The following is a 16,525-nucleotide window of genomic DNA, read 5'->3' on the forward strand; positions in this document are numbered from 1 at the left end:
ATCAAATTGTGCTATAATAGCCTCTGTATAAATATCATACGATTTTGTAACATATTAACTTTACTAATGACTGAATTCTTGGAGGACGAGGAAATGGCTTTTGAGGATATCCCTTTCTTGCAGTACCTCGGCGATGCCGTTGATATTCTCCTTGTTTGGTACGTAATATATAAATTAATGATGGTCATCCGCGGGACGAAGGCGGTTCAGCTTTTGAAGGGAATCGTAGTCATTGTTCTCGTCCGGCTGGCCAGTCAATATTTAGGCTTAAGCACCCTGCAGTGGTTGGTTGACCAGGCGATAACATGGGGGTTTTTGGCAATTATCATCATATTCCAGCCTGAATTAAGGAGAGCGCTGGAACAGCTTGGACGGGGACGGTTTTTTTCCCGGAGCGGAACCCCTGAAGAAGAGCAGCAGCAGAAAACGATCGATGCGATTACAAAGGCGATCAAATATATGGCGAAACGGCGCATCGGTGCTCTGTTAACCATTGAACGGGAAACCGGAATGGGCGATTACATAGAAACGGGGATTCCTTTGAATGCAAAGGTCAGCTCTGAACTATTGATCAACATCTTTATTCCGAATACACCGCTTCACGACGGCGCTGTGATTATGAAAAATGACGAGGTGGCCGCAGCCGCCTGCTACCTTCCGCTGTCGGAAAGCCCTTTTATTTCTAAAGAGCTCGGCACGAGGCACAGGGCGGCGGTAGGGATCAGTGAAGTGACCGACAGCTTGACGATCATCGTATCCGAAGAAACCGGCGGAATCAGCGTTGCCAGAAACGGGGACCTTCATCGTGATTTATCGGAAGAAGCTTTGACGAACATGCTTGAGGCGGAGTTCAAGAAAAATTCGCGGGAAGCTTCCTCAAATCGCTGGTATTGGAGGGCGAAGAAAAATGGATAAGTTTTTAAACAATCCTTGGGCCGTCAAGGTTGTCGCGTTATTGTTCGCGTTCCTGCTTTACTTTGCGGTCCACAGTGCGCAAGCTCCGACCCCGAAGAAACCAGGTGAATCGTTTTTCCCGACAACGACGACAGATGAAGCAACGCTCACCGATATACCTGTAAAGGCGTATTATGATGATGAAAACTACGTTGTTACAGGCGTACCGCAAACCGTGAATGTCACGATCAAAGGGCCGACAGGAACTGTAAAGAAAGTAAGACAGGTTAAGGATTTTGAGGTCTACGCAGACATGCAGGACTTGAAGACAGGAAGACACAAAGTCGAACTGAAAGCCAGAAACGTTGCCGACGGGCTAAGCATCTCCATCAATCCATCGGTAACGACTGTGACGATCGAAGAAAAAACGTCGAAAGAGTTTCCGGTTGAAGTCGACTTTTACAATAAAAACAAAATGAAAGACGGCTACACGCCGGAACAGCCGATTGTCAATCCGAAAAACGTCAGTGTCACAGGCTCCAAAGCCGTGATCGACAGAATAGCAAGCATAAAAGCGACGATTAATTTGGAAGGCATCGATCAATCGGTTGAAAGGGAGGCCAAGCTGACGGTCTATGACCGGGACGGCAATGTTCTTCCGGTGGAGGTTGATCCTTCCGTCGTCAACATCACCGTTCCGGTTACAAGCCCCAGCAAAAAGGTCCCGATCAAACTTGATCGGAAAGGGAGCCTTCCGGACGGCATCAGCATATCCAGTGTGGATACAAACCCGGGTGAAGTAACGGTCTACGGACCGGAAAATGTTCTCGATTCGTTAGAATTTGTCGACGGCCCTGAGCTTGATTTAAGTAAAATTAAAGATGACACTGAATTGGAAGCTGATGTTCCGGTGCCTGACGGCGCTAAAAAAGTGTCGCCCGAAAAAGTCAAGATTAAAGTGAAAGTAGACAAGGAAGAGGACAAAGAACTGAAAAACGTTTCAATCAAGGCCGTTGGGCTGAATGACAGCCGCAACCTCGAGTTTCTCGACCCAAAGACGGGTAAGCTTGATATTACGGCAAAGGGGTCTGAGGCCTCGATTGAAAATCTGCAGCCGTCAGACATAGAGCTGTATATCAATGTGGCTGATCTCGATGACGGTGAGCACGATGTCAAGCTTGAAGTGAACGGACCGCAGAATGTAGCGTGGTCGCTGCCGCAGAAGAGCATTAAAGTGAGAATTTCTTCTAAAACATCTCAAAAAGAAAATGACAAAGGTCAGGATGAAAAAGAACAGGATCATTCTGAAACAGATTCACAACCTTCATGAATCAAAAAGGAGCGATATTAATGGGCAAGTATTTTGGAACAGACGGTGTGAGAGGTGTGGCAAACAGTGAACTTACACCCGAGCTGGCCTTTAAAGTCGGACGTTTTGGCGGATATGTCCTAACAAAAGATAAAGAACGTCCCAAAGTGCTGATCGGCCGTGACACACGTATTTCCGGACATATGCTGGAAGGGGCCCTTGTCGCCGGTCTCCTCTCGATAGGAGCGGAGGTCATGCGCCTTGGCGTCATTTCGACGCCCGGTGTCGCATATTTGACAAAAGCCATGGATGCTGAAGCGGGAGTGATGATCTCGGCTTCCCACAACCCTGTCCAAGACAACGGTATCAAGTTTTTCGGCGGCGACGGCTTCAAGCTGTCCGATGAACAGGAGCTTGAAATCGAGCGTCTGATGGATCAGCCGGAAGATACTCTCCCAAGACCGGTCGGCGCTGATCTCGGAATGGTTAACGACTATTTTGAAGGCGGACAGAAATATCTGCAATTTCTTAAGCAGACTGCCGATGAGGACTTTACAGGCATTCATATCGCGCTCGACTGCGCACACGGGGCGACATCGTCGCTTGCAACCCATTTATTTGCCGATCTTGACGCAGATGTCTCAACGATGGGGACGTCTCCGAACGGATTAAATATCAATGACGGGGTAGGATCGACACACCCAGAAGCTCTGGCGGCATTTGTGAAAGAAAAGGGAGCGGACGTCGGCATGGCGTTTGACGGAGACGGCGACCGTTTGATCGCTGTGGATGAAAAAGGACATATTGTCGACGGCGATCAAATCATGTACATATGTGCGAAGTATTTGAAGAATGAAGGCCGTTTAGCAGACAATACCGTGGTTTCAACCGTTATGAGCAACCTCGGCTTTTACAAGGCGCTTGATGCGGAAGGCATTAAAAGCGTTCAAACCGCTGTCGGCGACCGCTATGTAGTGGAAGCGATGAAAAAAGACGGGTTTACGCTCGGCGGTGAACAGTCCGGACATCTGATTTTCCTTGATTACAACACAACTGGAGACGGTTTGCTCTCAGCGATCATGCTGATGAACACGATCAAGATGACGGGCAAGCCGTTATCAGAGCTTGCGGCGGAAATGCAGAAGTTTCCGCAGCTTTTGATCAATGTCAAAGTGACGGATAAATATAAAGTGACAGAGAACGAAAAAGTTAAAGCCGTCATCGAACAGGTGGAGCAGGAAATGAACGGCGACGGCCGCATCCTCGTGCGTCCGTCAGGAACGGAGCCGCTTGTCCGCGTGATGGCCGAAGCCAGAACGAAGGAGCTTTGCGAGCAATATGTAGGCCGCATTGTCGATGTCGTGAAGGCGGAAATGGGAGCGGAGTAATTTTCCGCAAAAGACGAATGAACAAGACAAGCTGATTCGGCATACGATAAAGGGAACCGGTGCAATCTTGAAAAAAATGTGAACCATTTTAAAAATTGTTTGACGGTTCAATTATGCGTGTAGTAAAATCAGCTTGTCTTGTTTTATTTAAAAGGAAAGGCAGGGTAGAGAGAATTTTTGATAGTTATAGCGCCCGGACTAAGCGTACGGATGACAAAGCTTAGTTGACGAGGATGGAGGTTATCGAAGTATTCGGCGGATGCCTCCCGGCTGACCTCAAAGATCACAGCCGCAAGGATTTCCTCAAACCAAAGAGGCGACTCTTTGAACAAAGGGAAATCGCATGATCTTCCAACAAATAAAAACATGTAGGAGGGGACGGAGAAATGTCCCCGCCTTAAAAGCAGACTTTCTTCGTCTCCTGCCTGCGACTTTAGGAGGAAGAAACATATGTGTGGTATTGTAGGTTATATTGGCCAGCTTGATGCAAAGGAAATTTTATTAAAAGGCTTGGAAAAATTGGAGTATCGCGGCTACGATTCAGCCGGAATCGCTGTAGCGAACGAAGACGGCGTGCACGTATTCAAAGAGAAAGGCCGCATTGCCGATCTGCGCGCAGCCGTTGATGAAAACGTGGTATCCCAGGCGGGAATCGGACATACACGCTGGGCAACCCACGGAGAGCCAAGCCGCTTAAACGCTCACCCGCATCAAAGCGCATCAGGCCGTTTTACACTTGTGCATAACGGTGTCATCGAGAACTATGTTCAGCTGACACGCGAATATCTGCAAGGTGTAACCCTTAAAAGTGATACGGATACAGAGGTTGTTGTGCAAGTGATCGAACAATTCGTCAACAAAGGTCTTGACACTGAAGAAGCGTTCCGCCAAACGCTCATGCTGCTCAAAGGCTCTTATGCGATTGCATTATTCGATCATGAAAACAAAGAAACCATCTATGTTGCGAAAAATAAAAGCCCGCTTCTTGTCGGCCTTGGAGACAATTTCAATGTTGTCGCGTCTGATGCGATGGCAATGCTTCAAGTGACAAATGAATATGTGGAGCTTATGGATAAAGAAATGGTGATTGTCACTGACAAAAAGGTCATGATTAAAAACCTTGACGGTGAAATCATGTCCCGTGCCTCTTATATTGCAGAGCTTGATGCCAGCGATATCGAGAAGGGCACATACCCTCACTACATGTTAAAAGAAATCGATGAACAGCCGCTCGTCATGCGGAAAATCATTCAAACATACCAGGATGAAAACGGCAAGCTCTCCATTCCGGGAGATATCGCCGCAGCCGTGGCTGACGCTGACCGCGTTTATATTATCGCCTGCGGAACGAGCTACCACGCCGGTCTTGTCGGTAAGCAATTCATTGAAACATGGGCAAAAGTTCCGACTGAAGTTCATGTCGCAAGCGAATTCTCTTACAACATGCCATTGCTTTCTGAGAACCCGCTGTTTATCTTTATCTCTCAAAGCGGAGAAACGGCTGACAGCCGCGCCGTTCTCGTACAGGTAAAAGAGCTCGGCCACAAAGCGCTGACGCTGACAAATGTACCGGGATCAACGCTTTCCCGTGAAGCGGACTACACGCTTCTGCTGAATGCCGGACCGGAAATCGCGGTTGCATCAACGAAGGCGTACACAGCGCAAATCGCCGTTTTGGCCATCCTGGCGGCCGTCACTGCGGAAAGCCGCGGCAATGAACTCGGCTTTGACCTTGTTAAAGAGCTCGGCATCATCGGAAACGCGATGGAAGCCCTTTGCGACCAAAAGGATGAAATGGAAATGATCGCGCGTGAATACTTGACCGTCACTCGCAATGCCTTCTTTATCGGCCGGGGACTCGACTACTTCGTCTGCCTTGAAGGCTCCCTGAAGCTGAAAGAGATTTCCTACATTCAAGCTGAAGGCTTCGCCGGCGGCGAACTGAAGCACGGCACGATCGCTTTGATCGAAGAAGGCACACCGGTCATCGCTCTTGCGACACAGGCACACGTCAACTTAAGCATCCGCGGAAACGTCAAAGAAGTGACCGCCCGCGGCGCCAACCCTTGCGTGATCTCCCTGAAAGGTCTGGAAGAAGCAGACGACCGCTTCGTCCTGCCTGAAGTGCATCCGGAGCTCGCACCGCTCGTCTCCGTCATCCCGCTGCAGCTGATCGCATACTACGCAGCACTGCACCGCGGCTGTGACGTTGATAAGCCAAGAAACTTGGCGAAGAGTGTGACGGTGGAATAGGCGTTCACTTCGCAAAATATCTACCCATGAAAGCATGGGTAGATATTTTTTATTTTCTGGAGACTACATGCTAGACAATACGTGTGATGGAGAAGAAGGAAAAGGACAACCTGCTATAATGAATAGAGTTGAGAAGTCGGTAAATCCACAGAAACGAGGGATTCGTTTGAAGGAACTCACTTAGAACTCTTTCATCAGGATGTAAAAAGTCCAATTTCTCAGCTATACTGTGTTATGTTTATCACGGCGAAATGGGGTCTTCCCACGAAGCCTGTGGAACTTATCATTGAAGATTGATGTTTAAAGCGGGACGAACACCATAACCAGCTATACTGTTGTTTCCATAGCTGCGAATGCTGAAATTTGTCCCGATAAAAAACGCGCGCGAAGGCTTGTTTCCTTGAGTTCGCAGCCACCACCAGGAACAGCCGAATTCTTCGCCGTTTCTGATGATATAGTCATTTTTATTCGTTTTATCGTACACATATAAGTTGCATCCATCGGGTTTTTTCGTTTTGGCAAAGTCCGTTCCAACGGCGCGCCGAAAATCGTTGCCGAGTATATCAGATAAATTCTTTATCTCGCTAACGCTAAGCAAAAAAATCTTGTCCTCTGTATCCTGGCTGCTCTCTCCGTTGTCCGTGCAATAAGTCGTTTTTATCAATTCTTTTTCGGCGGTATTGAATGCGGTGTGATAGAATTCATCGTTCAGCCACTTGCGCAAATCACAGTCACGCCAGGTAATATCTACGCAATCACGCCACGTCATATTTACGGACTTGCCGTGATACCGCTTGCAATCCAAAATGTACTCGCTCACAATGAACAGCTCTTTACCTGAATGTTTCAGCACCCGCCACTTGATCGGCGATCTGTCTGTGCCGTCAGCAGTCTGCGGATAAGTGCCAAAAGTAATGATTTCGCCGGGCTTTGCATTCCAATGCGGTGTTGAAGCAATATGATCACTTACCAATGAAATCTCCTCCATTTCATATCTAGTTTCATTGTATAACATTTATGCAAGTGCGAAGGTTAAGTCAGCATACCCTTGATTTTCTTCATATCAATATAAAAAACTTTATCAATATACTTTAATGTTTTTCTCTAAGGTTTGTGCATGGGGTATCGTGAAATTTACACTTGTGATGATGAAAGGAAGAAGAAGAGATGCGTTACTACAAACCGATTGAGATTGCCAGAGAACTCAACATCAGCACAAGCGCGTTGCGGCACTACGAATCCTGGGGAGTGGTTCCCAAACCCGCTCGGGATGTCAACGGCTATCGCCTCTATACTAAGGTGCACTTCGCTTACTTTCGGTGTCTGCGTACCATGTTTGCCGGCTTTGGGGTGGGGGTCACCTGTGAAGTACTGCGATCCATACAAAACGCTGAGATGGACAAAGCGTTTTGGCTTGTCAACAAAGAACAAGCCAACCTGCAACAAGAAAAAAACTCTGCAGATCAGACCTTGGCGTTAATAGAGAACTTGGAGTTGCCGACTGACGAAACAAATATAAAACAAATGATGACAATTGGTGAAGCCGCAGACTTTACGAAGGTGAACGCATCAGCGATCCGCCATTGGGAAAAGGAAGGGTTATTGACTCCAAAACGTGATCCGGAGAATGGTTATCGGCTGTTCACGCCTCTGCACATACGAAAGATCCTCCTCATAAGCACACTGAGAAAGACCGTCTATTTTCTCAAACACATGGAAGAATTTGTGGAGGCTATTGAAAACCAGAGTCTTGAACAAGTGAAAAAAGTCTTGGAAAAGGCGCTTTCCAGCATCAATAAGCGTAACCGCGAGCAATTACGCGGCGTGCATCAGCTGATTGAGCTTTGCAATGTGTTGGACCTTATGTAACGAAATAGCGCTGATTTCACCTTGATATAAAAGATAAACGATAGCTGGAACCGCTTGATGCTTACCTCTATGTAAGTACCTGTAGTAAAAGTGCATACTTACATATTTTCCGTGTGCCCTTTATACTCAGAATGAAAATATCCTTTTAGGAGGGCAAGTCTTTGAAAACTCTTGTTATCGTTACACACCCAAGGATCGAAACATCAGTCGTTAATAGGCGTTGGGTAAAAGAACTCCAAAAGTATCCGGAAAAGTATACTGTCCACGAATTGTCCACGGTTTATCCTGATGGAAACATAGATGTAAAAGCAGAGCAAACATTGGTTGAATCCCATGGTAACCTTGTGCTTCAGTTCCCTATCCATTGGTTTAATTGTCCGCCTCTTCTTAAAAAATGGCTTGATGATGTTTTGGTTTATGGATGGGCTTACGGTTCAAATGGCGGGAATCAATTAAAGAATCGCAAAGTGGCTTTAGGTGTAACTGCCGGAATCAAAAAAGAAGATTATCGTGAAACCGGAAGATACCGATATACGCTCGAGCAAATATTAGTTCCGTTTGAAACGACATTTCTGTATTGCAATGCCGATTATCGCTCGTTCTTTGCGTTTTACGGCAAAGAAAGCAATCCCGGCGGAAACGAAGAAGAAGAACATGCACCTGGCGCAAGCGAATTGGAAAAAAGCGCACAAGATTATTTGAATTTTATTGACAGCCTGTAATGGGAGCATAAAAAAGAGGCCCTAAAGAGCCGGCTATTTGTTTTTCTCTCCCCACTCGCACATCATATTCAACAAAGGAACAAGAGAAAGACCGCGTTCAGATAATGAATACTCAACCTTTGGAGGTATTTGAGGGAATTCTCTTCGTATGATAAGGCCGTCTGCCTCCAGCTCCCTTAACATGATGCTGAGCGTTTTAAAGGAAATGGTACCGATGCTTCGCTTCAGCTCATTATGCCGCATCACCTTGTTTTCAGACAGCCAATAAATAATGATCATTTTATATTTGCCGCTTATTAAGGATAACGTATATCCAAAGCCCGTGTCCTTGAGGTCAACGCCAGTCGGAACACACGTTTTTCCGGTTTCACTTCGCATCACATACACTCTCCTTTGAAAAAATGTCCTACAATAGATCATTATGTAATCTTAAGGAAAGGATGTAAAGCAAGATCGCTTTCCATCATGCTGCCTTCATAAACGCAGTTGAGACAATGCCGCGGAACGGCTTGCTTATGTCTGAATGGCTTTTCCTTAGGTGAAAACGAGAAGCTCATTTCCGGAGGGAAGCTTCTGACTCTACCTGATGATGGAGAGCTGAAAAAGAGCATAGAAATGTGTTTTAACGATCAAGCGATCATATTTTTTCATTCTATTATTTTCACTGATAGGTTATATCATAGGCTGTCGGGTTCAGTCTCGTTAGAAACCAATAGATCACGCGGCCTTTTTTTGGTAATCTTAAAAGGGGTTAAAAAGCCCGTAGATAGGGAGCCGGTCTTATTGATGCTCTTATAATAGATTTTAAAATTCCTGAGGATGTGTAATCATGAATCAAAAGACATACATTGAAGTGAGCAGGACATCACAGTACATGAATAAATGGAGAGGATTTTCTGTACTGATTGATGGGGTTGAGGCAGGAAAAATCAAAGATGGAGAGAGTGTGCGAATGGATTTACCGCCTGGCGAACATACTATCCAAGTGAAAATTGATTGGTGCACAAGCCAAATATTAAGGTTTACTTTAGATGAAGGAGAAGTGCTGAAGTTTAGATGCGGAAGTCCGATCCGGGGGTGGAAGATATTCGCGGGGCTGTTTTCTGTTTTGGGAAGTCCAGAGAAGTATCTGTTTATCGAGCAGGAATAGGCGGGGATCGTGCTGACGGGGATTTAAACTGCGGACAACACCGTTTTGGGCAGGCTAATGGCCCGAATAGAATTGGTCATCATGGGAAAGGGATGTTTTGGTGTAAACACATATTGACATATCGGGATATTACGATATAATGATTCCTATGGAACCAATTGAAATTTTCAAGGCGTTATCAAATGAATCAAGGCTGCAGATTTTGCAATGGCTGAAGGAGCCTGATCGTCATTTTACACCCCATGAAGGGATTGATATGAACACAATCGGGGTCTGTGTCAGCCAAATCACTGACAAATTGAAAATGACGCAATCAACGGCTTCCCAATATCTTACCATCCTTTTAAGAGCCGGCCTGATTAAGGCGGAACGAATCGGAAAGTATACGTACTACAAAAGAGACGAAGAGGCCATTGAAAAACTTGCTGACTTTCTGAAAACAGAGATATGATGATAAAAATAAACATCTCAAGGTGTTTATTTTTACGCCCTATACATCGACATATTGCGATGTGTTTATTTTTTTTAAATCAAAATATCGATATTTCGCGATATGTTGATTCATAATGATGAAGGAGTGAACATTGATGTCTAACACCTGGAAAATTTATATTTTAGCCATTGTGAGCTTCCTGGTAGGAACCTCAGAGTACATCATTTCCGGTATTTTGGATCAGATTGCTCATACACTTGGGATCACATTAGCTGCTGCGGGCCAGCTGATTACGATCTTTTCACTTGTATATGCTATTTTCACACCGATTCTCATGGCGCTGACCGGAAGCATGGATAGACGGAAAATCATGATTTATGCACTCGGTTTATTTGTGGTTGGAAATATCCTCGCCTTTGTCCTGCCTGGTTATGGATGGTTTATTGCAGCACGGGTCATAATGGCGATGGGGGCAGGTATGGTTGTTGTAACCGCATTGACGATTGCCGCCAAGATCGCGCCTGAAGGTAAGCAGGGCAGTGCGATTGCTACTGTCGTCATGGGATTTACCGCTTCCCTCATCATTGGTGTTCCACTCGGAAGAATGACAGCGGAGACGTTGGGCTGGAAATCTGTATTTGGCGGAATTGCTCTATTGGGATTCATCGCAATGATCATTATTTCCTTTATGATTCCGCATACGGAAGGAGATAAGCCCGTACCTATACGTCAACAGCTTTCCCTTTTGAAGAAGCGAAAAGTTGCGATGGGGTTATCGATCACTTTTTTCTGGCTCGGGGGATATTCCGTTGCTTATACTTATTTATCACCATATCTCCTGACCGTTTCAGGGATAAGCAGCCATTTGCTGAGCGGCGTTCTGCTGATTTTTGGCATCGCCAGCTTGGTTGGATCGAAGTTTGGAGGATACAGCACAGATAAGTGGGGAGTGCCCTTTACACTCGTCGGCGGGATGACATTACATGTCATCACACTGATTTTGCTGTCGCTTGTCACCCATTCCTATATCGGTGTGTTGGTGATTCTCATTCTATGGTCGTTTGCCGCATGGTCTACCGGCCCGACACAGCAATATCATCTGGCTACAATCGAACCGGAATTATCAGGTGTATTGCTTGGCATCAATCAGTCGATGATGCAATTTGCCATGGCTGTAGGTGCAGGAGCAGGGGGGATTTTTGTAGAGAACGTATCATTGGCTTCGATCACCTGGATTGGTGCATTGGGGGTTATGATCGCGATTGTCGCTGCTTTGATGACGTCCCATTTTAAACAGAAAGCGCCACATTTAAAAGAAATCAATCAATAATACCTTGCCTTGAAGATTCAATGGTTTCATTGTCATATTCATTTGCTTCTTGCAGCCCGACAAATCGAAAAATCTGACATCCGCTCGTTACAGACGCGAGCGGATGTTTTTGTTAGTCCGCCAAAATCCGCAAATAAGCCTTCCAAGGTCCGACATCGTCCTGATACCGCTTTGCCAGCACCCTTGCGATTTGCGAGATGTGAGTGAGGTCGTGGGCCACCCATGTCGAGAGCTGTTCTCTAAGCTTGACGATTCCAAATTCGGGGTGCACTCCCGTTTGTTCGAAGTCGGTTTCTGAATCAACGAGTTGCCGTAATGTCTTCAGGTTCTCCCGGCGGAGCGCCGCAAACTCGCCAAGTAATTGCTCAATGGTCTTCCCGGCGTTTTGCTGCATCTGCCCGACGCGGTCGAAGGGCGGAAATGTTTCCGTTTCTCCTTTTGTCAGGATCATCTCGATCCGCGGAATCCAATTGTTTTTTTCACCTTCGATTAAATGTCCCACGACATCAAAGGCGTTCCAGGTACCCTCGCCTTCATCACTGCTGATCCACTCACGCGATAATCTAGTCAGCAACTGACTCAGCGTTTCCGGCGTGCGTTCGAGGATTTCGATTGCTTCATCAAGCTGAAAGTTCATGTTTATGACCTCCTTTAACAATTTAAAATAAAAGCTTTTGGATTAATGAAGCGGTATGGTTTGAATTACATTTTATTTTAATTGATTGTGTGGAAAACAGAAACATAGAGTCGGCTTTTTTCTGACGAATAGAACAACTCAGACAGATGGTTGAACAATTGGTTTAACCATTTTTTTAATGTTGGAAGAGTCTTGATTTTTAATTGCTAAACTCTTTTTATAAAGGCGAAAAGGAGTTATTTGAAGATGAATCATGAGTTTATTTTGCAAACGAGGCACTTAACCAAGAAATACAAAAAGTCGATTGTTTTAAACGGTGTATCAATGAATGTAAGAAAGAACACTGTTTACGGCCTGCTGGGGCCAAATGGGGCAGGTAAGTCAACGACGCTAAAAATAATATCCGGTTTGCTCAAACAAACATCAGGAGAGGTAATTTTCAATGGAAATCAGTGGACAAGGAAAGATTTGCTTTATATCGGTTCTTTAATTGAACATGCTCCGCTTTATGGGAATTTAACTGCTATAGAAAATCTTGAGGTGATAAATACGATTCTCGGCCTGCCAAAAGAGCGAATTCAGGAGGTTCTTCAAATTGTTGGGTTAACAAATACGGGAAGTAAAAAAGTGATGAATTTTTCTATGGGAATGAAACAACGACTTGGCATTGCCCTTGCCATTTTGAATCGTCCCAAGCTATTAATTTTAGATGAGCCTACTAATGGATTGGATCCTATTGGGATTCAAGAATTAAGAGAATTGATCGCTTCATTTCCGAAGCAGGGAATGACCGTTCTTTTATCCAGCCACTTGTTATCGGAAGTTGAACATTTAGCTGATGATGTCGGCATTATCAGCAATGGAATACTCGGTTATGAAGGTAAATATCATTCATATGATAACTTAGAAAATCTATTTACAGATGTTGTGCGAAAGCATAGAGCCCGATAGGAGGTTGCCGAATGTATTTATATTTAAAATCAGAAATCATAAAAACAAAAAGAACAATGATTAGAAAAATGTTGTTGGTGATACCCCTAATATGTTCCATTCTTGCACTAGGTTTTAATTTTCTAGGCGGTCCGGAGATCGTAAGGCTGAGTGCAGAAACGATCATTAATCATTGGGGAATATTATGGCTATCCGTGTTTGCAGCCCTTTCCACTGGGCTTTTAAATCATCTCGAAAAAAAATCGACGAATTTTAAAACGATTATTGGCTTACCCATAGATCTTCAAAAAAAGGAAATGAGCAGAGTTTTATTGACAACTGGATTAATGGGGCTAGGGTCTCTTCTGTTAATCATTTTTATCATCCTAACGAGTTTGCTGGTTAAGACAAGTCCATACTTGGTTTCACTTGCCTCTTGTATTTTAGCGGTGATCCTGATGTTTATCACTTCACTATGGCAGATCCCGTTTTGCTTGTGGCTTTCTAGAAAAACGAATCTTTTTATCACCTTACTGTTAAATAGCATGCTTCATTTAAATCTAGGTTCAGTTTTTGCCCCTACGGAATATTGGTGGTTTGTTCCATACAGCTGGCATTTAAGAGTGCAAATGCCGTTAACGAAACTGCACTCAAACGGAATCCCTTTGCCGCAAAATGACGAACTTCTGAGCTATTCAGTAATTCCAACCGCTCTAGTTTTAAGCATTACACTTTTTACTATCCTTACTTTGATTACGGTTAAGTCGTTGAATAAACTTGAGGTGAACTAATGCTGCAATTTTACAGATGTTTGCTGGGCGAATGTAAAAAAAGAAAGCGAAGTATATTTTTATTATCCCACTTAAGCATTCCGCTCGTTTTATCTGGTGCTTTGGTGATGTACTTCTTATTCAGGAATGTACCCGTAGGTGCGGAAGCAAGCTATCTCATTTTTTTCGAATTAATTGGAGTCGGTACACCGGTCATCATTTCGATTATTTGCGGGCTGGTGGCCGATTCTGAAAATGAGGCAGGCCATTTTCAAAATATACTTGGATTGATTCAGAGCAGGACCGTTTCATTCATCAGTCAAACAACAATGATGATATTCTTTTATACTGCTGCACTGTTTTTAACAATATCAATCTATACCCTGGCTCTGAAACAACTGGCCGGCGTCGATGAGGTTGACCTTTCTCTCTACTATGTAACAGGTATGATTTTTGCAGGAGCTTCCATCTTTCAATATTTCTTCTATCAAGTCGTTGGTTATAATTATGGGATAGGGATGTGCAGTATATGCGGGTTTGGAGGAGTGATAATCACCGCTCTTTGCTTGACCACAATAGGAGATAAAATCTGGTGGCTCCTGCCTTGGGCGTGGGCAAACCGATTCGGAGAATATGTAACGGAGTATTTGAAAATCAAAGATGTAAAACCGGTGGGTAATCCCACAATTCTAATGGGAGGTTATTCTTTTTTACTTATGACAACAGGCATAATTCTACTAAGTATCGTTTGGATAAATAGGTGGTCAGGTAGGAAAACAAACGATTAAAGGGTGGTTCAAATATGGCCAAAATCTTGGCGATTGATGATGATGCTGCAATTCTAAGACTGATCAGGAAAATGCTGAGCTTAAAAAAACATGAGGTTACAACTTTGCAAAGTATAAAAGATATGACGATAGAGGAATTGAATCAATATCACCTCATTTTATTAGATGTCATGATGCCGGATGAAGATGGATTTAAAATTTGTGAGAAGATGAGGTCTTTAATTGATATACCGATCATCTTTATGACTGCCAAAAGTGATGAATCTTCAATAATTAAAGGTTTATCCATTGGCGGAGATGATTATATTGTAAAGCCATTCAGCATTCATGAAGTGAATGCCCGTATTGAGGCCCATTTAAGGCGGGAGGCAAGACCGAAAAAGGGGGTTAAAAGTGTATTTATCGATGGTGACATTCTGATTGATTTAGAAGCGAAAAAAGTAATGATCAAAGGGGAGGAAGTAAGCTTTACTAAAACTCAATACAAAATTTGTGAACTGCTTGCATTACACAAAGGGAAAATCTTTTCCAAAGAAGATATCTATGAGTCTGTCTATTCAATAGAAAGCGATTCTCAAATTTCAACGGTTGTTGAACATATCAGAGTCATAAGGAAAAAAATTGCCCAGTTCAATTTAGCCCCTATCAGTACGGTCTGGGGTGTGGGGTACATATGGGAATAAGGAATACGTTATCGGCTTATTTTGTTAAATGGATCATAAAATTAGGTTTTGCAGGTTTGTTAATGTTGGCTCTGAATATCGGGTTCGTAACTTGGGGACTCAATCATCAACTTTTTCTCCCGGCGAACGAACCGATAAAAAAAGCGGAAAACATACAGAGTAAAGTTGAAAGCGCCGATTATATTGATCCCAGCATCATTCCTCCAGAACTGGATTACGCCGTTTTCAATAAGCAAACAAACAAAATCGTAAAGAGTAATATGAGCTCAAGAAATAAAGTAAAAGCAAGAGAAGCTTATCAGCATCCTAGTCAGGATAACATGAGCTCCTTTATAAGGTATGACAGTCGCTATGAAACGATTTTGATTCATTATAGTTTAAAAATTCAATTCGCCAATATTGAATTAAGAAGGGTATTTCCGAACCCTGGCGTATGGCTATCCGTTTTTTCAATCTTAATTTATTGTGTTTATTTAGTTTGGTATATCAGAAGTTTTTCTCGAATGATTGTCCAAGAAAACCAAAAGCTTATCCAAGTAGCCCGTAAAATAAAAGAAAGAGACTTAAATATCGAATTTCCGCGAGTTCGGTTTAATGAGTACAAAGATGTAATGGGCGCAATGGAGAGTTTATCAAAAGCGCTTGTTAAATCCATTCAGAAGGAAATTGAGATTACCAATTCAAAGGCAGAACAGATCAGTTATTTAATCCACGATATAAAAATTCCGCTGACTGTGATAAAAGGGAATATAGAACTTTTGGAAGCAATGGGAGATGAGGACGAGAAGGAAAATTTGAGCGACATTATAAATTCTATACAGCAGATTGAACGATACATTCAGGAAGTGATCGATATCAACCTGGACAACAAACAAGCCAATACGAATATGGAAGAAGTATCGGTAACCGATTTCTTATGCAAGCTAAAAGCCGAAGTTAAAAGCTTGGGCAATAATATCATTGTCGAAGATTGGACACATAAAGAGGCTAGCCTTTATATAGACGTCATCCTGCTTATTCGAGCAATCAATAATATTGTATTAAACGGAATAGAAAGAACACCGCCGCCTAAAAAAGTGCAAATGATCGTCAAGCAGGATAAAGACCATATTCAATTTGTTATCATCGATCAAGGACCCGGTTTTTCGGAAGAAGCTCTAAAAAAAGGTACTGAACTTTTTTACACCGAAAACTTTGGACGGACGAATAACAGCCATTATGGATTGGGATTAACGTTTACCGAAAAGGTCATCAAGCAGCATAATGGAAGAATGAAGCTTGATAATAATGCTAACAACAACGGAGAGGTATTGGTGGAGATACCTGTTCTTTCGAAGGATTAATCAAAAAATCATAAAGGAGTCCCGCA

Annotated in this window: 17 protein-coding genes; 14 read left to right on the top strand and 3 right to left on the bottom strand. The window is 43.7% G+C overall.

Annotated elements, in window-relative coordinates:
- Positions 1 to 93: 93 nt before the first annotated feature.
- The 4 genes from cdaA to glmS all read left to right on the top strand — a co-directional run bounded on the left by cdaA (position 94) and on the right by glmS (position 5,844).
- Positions 94 to 915 (top strand): diadenylate cyclase CdaA, encoded by an 822-nt coding sequence (gene cdaA / locus P3X63_RS01085; protein WP_026585616.1) that lies wholly within the window; start codon positions 94 to 96, stop codon positions 913 to 915.
- Positions 908 to 2,224 carry a CdaR family protein gene (locus P3X63_RS01090; protein ID WP_277692294.1) on the top strand — a complete coding sequence of 439 codons (1,317 nt, stop codon included), beginning with the start codon at positions 908 to 910 and terminating at the stop codon, positions 2,222 to 2,224. Before cdaA ends, P3X63_RS01090 begins: the two co-directional genes overlap by 8 nt.
- Positions 2,225 to 2,244: 20 nt before the next feature.
- The gene (glmM, locus tag P3X63_RS01095) at positions 2,245 to 3,591 is read left to right on the top strand and encodes a phosphoglucosamine mutase (RefSeq protein WP_277692296.1); all 1,347 of its coding nucleotides are present in this window, start codon (positions 2,245 to 2,247) and stop codon (positions 3,589 to 3,591) included.
- A 450-nt stretch (positions 3,592 to 4,041) separates the two neighbouring features.
- On the top strand, positions 4,042 to 5,844 hold the full coding sequence (gene glmS / locus P3X63_RS01100; protein WP_026585620.1) for a glutamine--fructose-6-phosphate transaminase (isomerizing): 1,803 nt from the start codon (positions 4,042 to 4,044) through the stop codon (positions 5,842 to 5,844).
- Between the two features lie 283 nt (positions 5,845 to 6,127).
- On the opposite strand, the gene P3X63_RS01105 is transcribed toward glmS, so the two are convergent.
- Positions 6,128 to 6,817, bottom strand: a complete 690-nt coding sequence (locus P3X63_RS01105) for a DUF6273 domain-containing protein (RefSeq protein ID WP_277692298.1) — start codon at positions 6,815 to 6,817, stop codon at positions 6,128 to 6,130.
- A gap of 194 nt (positions 6,818 to 7,011) precedes the next feature.
- On the opposite strand from P3X63_RS01105, the gene P3X63_RS01110 reads away from it, so the two are divergent.
- Both P3X63_RS01110 and P3X63_RS01115 read left to right on the top strand, forming a co-directional pair.
- Positions 7,012 to 7,713, top strand: a complete 702-nt coding sequence (locus P3X63_RS01110; protein WP_026585622.1) for a TioE family transcriptional regulator — start codon at positions 7,012 to 7,014, stop codon at positions 7,711 to 7,713.
- Between the two features lie 161 nt (positions 7,714 to 7,874).
- Positions 7,875 to 8,435, top strand: a complete 561-nt coding sequence (locus P3X63_RS01115; protein WP_277692301.1) for an NAD(P)H-dependent oxidoreductase — start codon at positions 7,875 to 7,877, stop codon at positions 8,433 to 8,435.
- Positions 8,436 to 8,468: 33 nt separating this feature from the next.
- Here the strand turns inward: P3X63_RS01115 and P3X63_RS01120 are convergent, their stop codons facing one another.
- Positions 8,469 to 8,813 (bottom strand): winged helix-turn-helix transcriptional regulator, encoded by a 345-nt coding sequence (locus P3X63_RS01120; RefSeq protein WP_026585624.1) that lies wholly within the window; start codon positions 8,811 to 8,813, stop codon positions 8,469 to 8,471.
- A gap of 451 nt (positions 8,814 to 9,264) precedes the next feature.
- On the opposite strand from P3X63_RS01120, the gene P3X63_RS01125 reads away from it, so the two are divergent.
- The 3 genes from P3X63_RS01125 to P3X63_RS01135 all read left to right on the top strand — a co-directional run bounded on the left by P3X63_RS01125 (position 9,265) and on the right by P3X63_RS01135 (position 11,348).
- Complete coding sequence (locus tag P3X63_RS01125; protein WP_277692303.1) at positions 9,265 to 9,585, top strand: hypothetical protein; 321 nt, start codon at positions 9,265 to 9,267, stop codon at positions 9,583 to 9,585.
- 148 nt (positions 9,586 to 9,733) lie between these two features.
- Positions 9,734 to 10,036, top strand: a complete 303-nt coding sequence (locus P3X63_RS01130; RefSeq protein ID WP_026585626.1) for an ArsR/SmtB family transcription factor — start codon at positions 9,734 to 9,736, stop codon at positions 10,034 to 10,036.
- 136 nt (positions 10,037 to 10,172) lie between these two features.
- Entirely contained in the window at positions 10,173 to 11,348 is a 1,176-nt protein-coding gene (locus tag P3X63_RS01135; protein WP_277692304.1) for an MFS transporter, read from the top strand.
- Between the two features lie 112 nt (positions 11,349 to 11,460).
- Here P3X63_RS01135 and P3X63_RS01140 read toward each other — a convergent pair whose 3' ends face one another.
- A complete protein-coding gene (locus P3X63_RS01140; RefSeq protein WP_026585628.1) occupies positions 11,461 to 11,985 on the bottom strand; it encodes a DinB family protein in 525 nt (174 codons plus the stop codon).
- A gap of 246 nt (positions 11,986 to 12,231) precedes the next feature.
- Here P3X63_RS01140 and P3X63_RS01145 point away from each other — a divergent pair, with 246 nt between their 5' ends.
- The 5 genes from P3X63_RS01145 to P3X63_RS01165 are packed head-to-tail and all read left to right on the top strand — an operon-like array spanning position 12,232 to position 16,499.
- The gene (locus P3X63_RS01145; RefSeq protein WP_026585629.1) at positions 12,232 to 12,936 is read left to right on the top strand and encodes a lantibiotic protection ABC transporter ATP-binding protein; all 705 of its coding nucleotides are present in this window, start codon (positions 12,232 to 12,234) and stop codon (positions 12,934 to 12,936) included.
- An 11-nt stretch (positions 12,937 to 12,947) separates the two neighbouring features.
- On the top strand, positions 12,948 to 13,706 hold the full coding sequence (locus tag P3X63_RS01150) for a lantibiotic immunity ABC transporter MutE/EpiE family permease subunit (RefSeq protein WP_277692307.1): 759 nt from the start codon (positions 12,948 to 12,950) through the stop codon (positions 13,704 to 13,706).
- On the top strand, positions 13,706 to 14,473 hold the full coding sequence (locus P3X63_RS01155) for a lantibiotic immunity ABC transporter MutG family permease subunit (RefSeq protein WP_277692308.1): 768 nt from the start codon (positions 13,706 to 13,708) through the stop codon (positions 14,471 to 14,473). Before P3X63_RS01150 ends, P3X63_RS01155 begins: the two co-directional genes overlap by 1 nt.
- Before the next feature lie 14 nt (positions 14,474 to 14,487).
- Positions 14,488 to 15,156, top strand: a complete 669-nt coding sequence (locus P3X63_RS01160) for a response regulator transcription factor (protein ID WP_026585632.1) — start codon at positions 14,488 to 14,490, stop codon at positions 15,154 to 15,156.
- Complete coding sequence (locus P3X63_RS01165; protein ID WP_277692310.1) at positions 15,147 to 16,499, top strand: sensor histidine kinase; 1,353 nt, start codon at positions 15,147 to 15,149, stop codon at positions 16,497 to 16,499. Before P3X63_RS01160 ends, P3X63_RS01165 begins: the two co-directional genes overlap by 10 nt.
- Positions 16,500 to 16,525: the final 26 nt, after the last annotated feature.

The organism is Bacillus sp. HSf4 (assembly GCF_029537375.1).
Classification (GTDB): Bacteria; Bacillota; Bacilli; order Bacillales; family Bacillaceae; genus Bacillus; species Bacillus sonorensis_A.

Bases quoted from the DNA above. Each gene is read 5' to 3' on its own strand.
- glmS (WP_026585620.1), top strand. From the start codon at position 4,042: ATGTGTGGTATTGTAGGTTATATTGGCCAGCTTGATGCAAAGGAAATT.
- P3X63_RS01155 (WP_277692308.1), top strand. From the start codon at position 13,706: ATGCTGCAATTTTACAGATGTTTGCTGGGCGAATGTAAAAAAAGAAAG.
- glmM (WP_277692296.1), top strand. From the start codon at position 2,245: ATGGGCAAGTATTTTGGAACAGACGGTGTGAGAGGTGTGGCAAACAGT.
- P3X63_RS01135 (WP_277692304.1), top strand. From the start codon at position 10,173: ATGTCTAACACCTGGAAAATTTATATTTTAGCCATTGTGAGCTTCCTG.
- P3X63_RS01110 (WP_026585622.1), top strand. From the start codon at position 7,012: ATGCGTTACTACAAACCGATTGAGATTGCCAGAGAACTCAACATCAGC.
- P3X63_RS01130 (WP_026585626.1), top strand. From the start codon at position 9,734: ATGGAACCAATTGAAATTTTCAAGGCGTTATCAAATGAATCAAGGCTG.
- P3X63_RS01165 (WP_277692310.1), top strand. From the start codon at position 15,147: ATGGGAATAAGGAATACGTTATCGGCTTATTTTGTTAAATGGATCATA.
- P3X63_RS01125 (WP_277692303.1), top strand. From the start codon at position 9,265: ATGAATCAAAAGACATACATTGAAGTGAGCAGGACATCACAGTACATG.
- P3X63_RS01160 (WP_026585632.1), top strand. From the start codon at position 14,488: ATGGCCAAAATCTTGGCGATTGATGATGATGCTGCAATTCTAAGACTG.
- cdaA (WP_026585616.1), top strand. From the start codon at position 94: ATGGCTTTTGAGGATATCCCTTTCTTGCAGTACCTCGGCGATGCCGTT.
- P3X63_RS01140 (WP_026585628.1), bottom strand. From the start codon at position 11,985: ATGAACTTTCAGCTTGATGAAGCAATCGAAATCCTCGAACGCACGCCG.
- P3X63_RS01090 (WP_277692294.1), top strand. From the start codon at position 908: ATGGATAAGTTTTTAAACAATCCTTGGGCCGTCAAGGTTGTCGCGTTA.
- P3X63_RS01150 (WP_277692307.1), top strand. From the start codon at position 12,948: ATGTATTTATATTTAAAATCAGAAATCATAAAAACAAAAAGAACAATG.
- P3X63_RS01145 (WP_026585629.1), top strand. From the start codon at position 12,232: ATGAATCATGAGTTTATTTTGCAAACGAGGCACTTAACCAAGAAATAC.
- P3X63_RS01120 (WP_026585624.1), bottom strand. From the start codon at position 8,813: ATGCGAAGTGAAACCGGAAAAACGTGTGTTCCGACTGGCGTTGACCTC.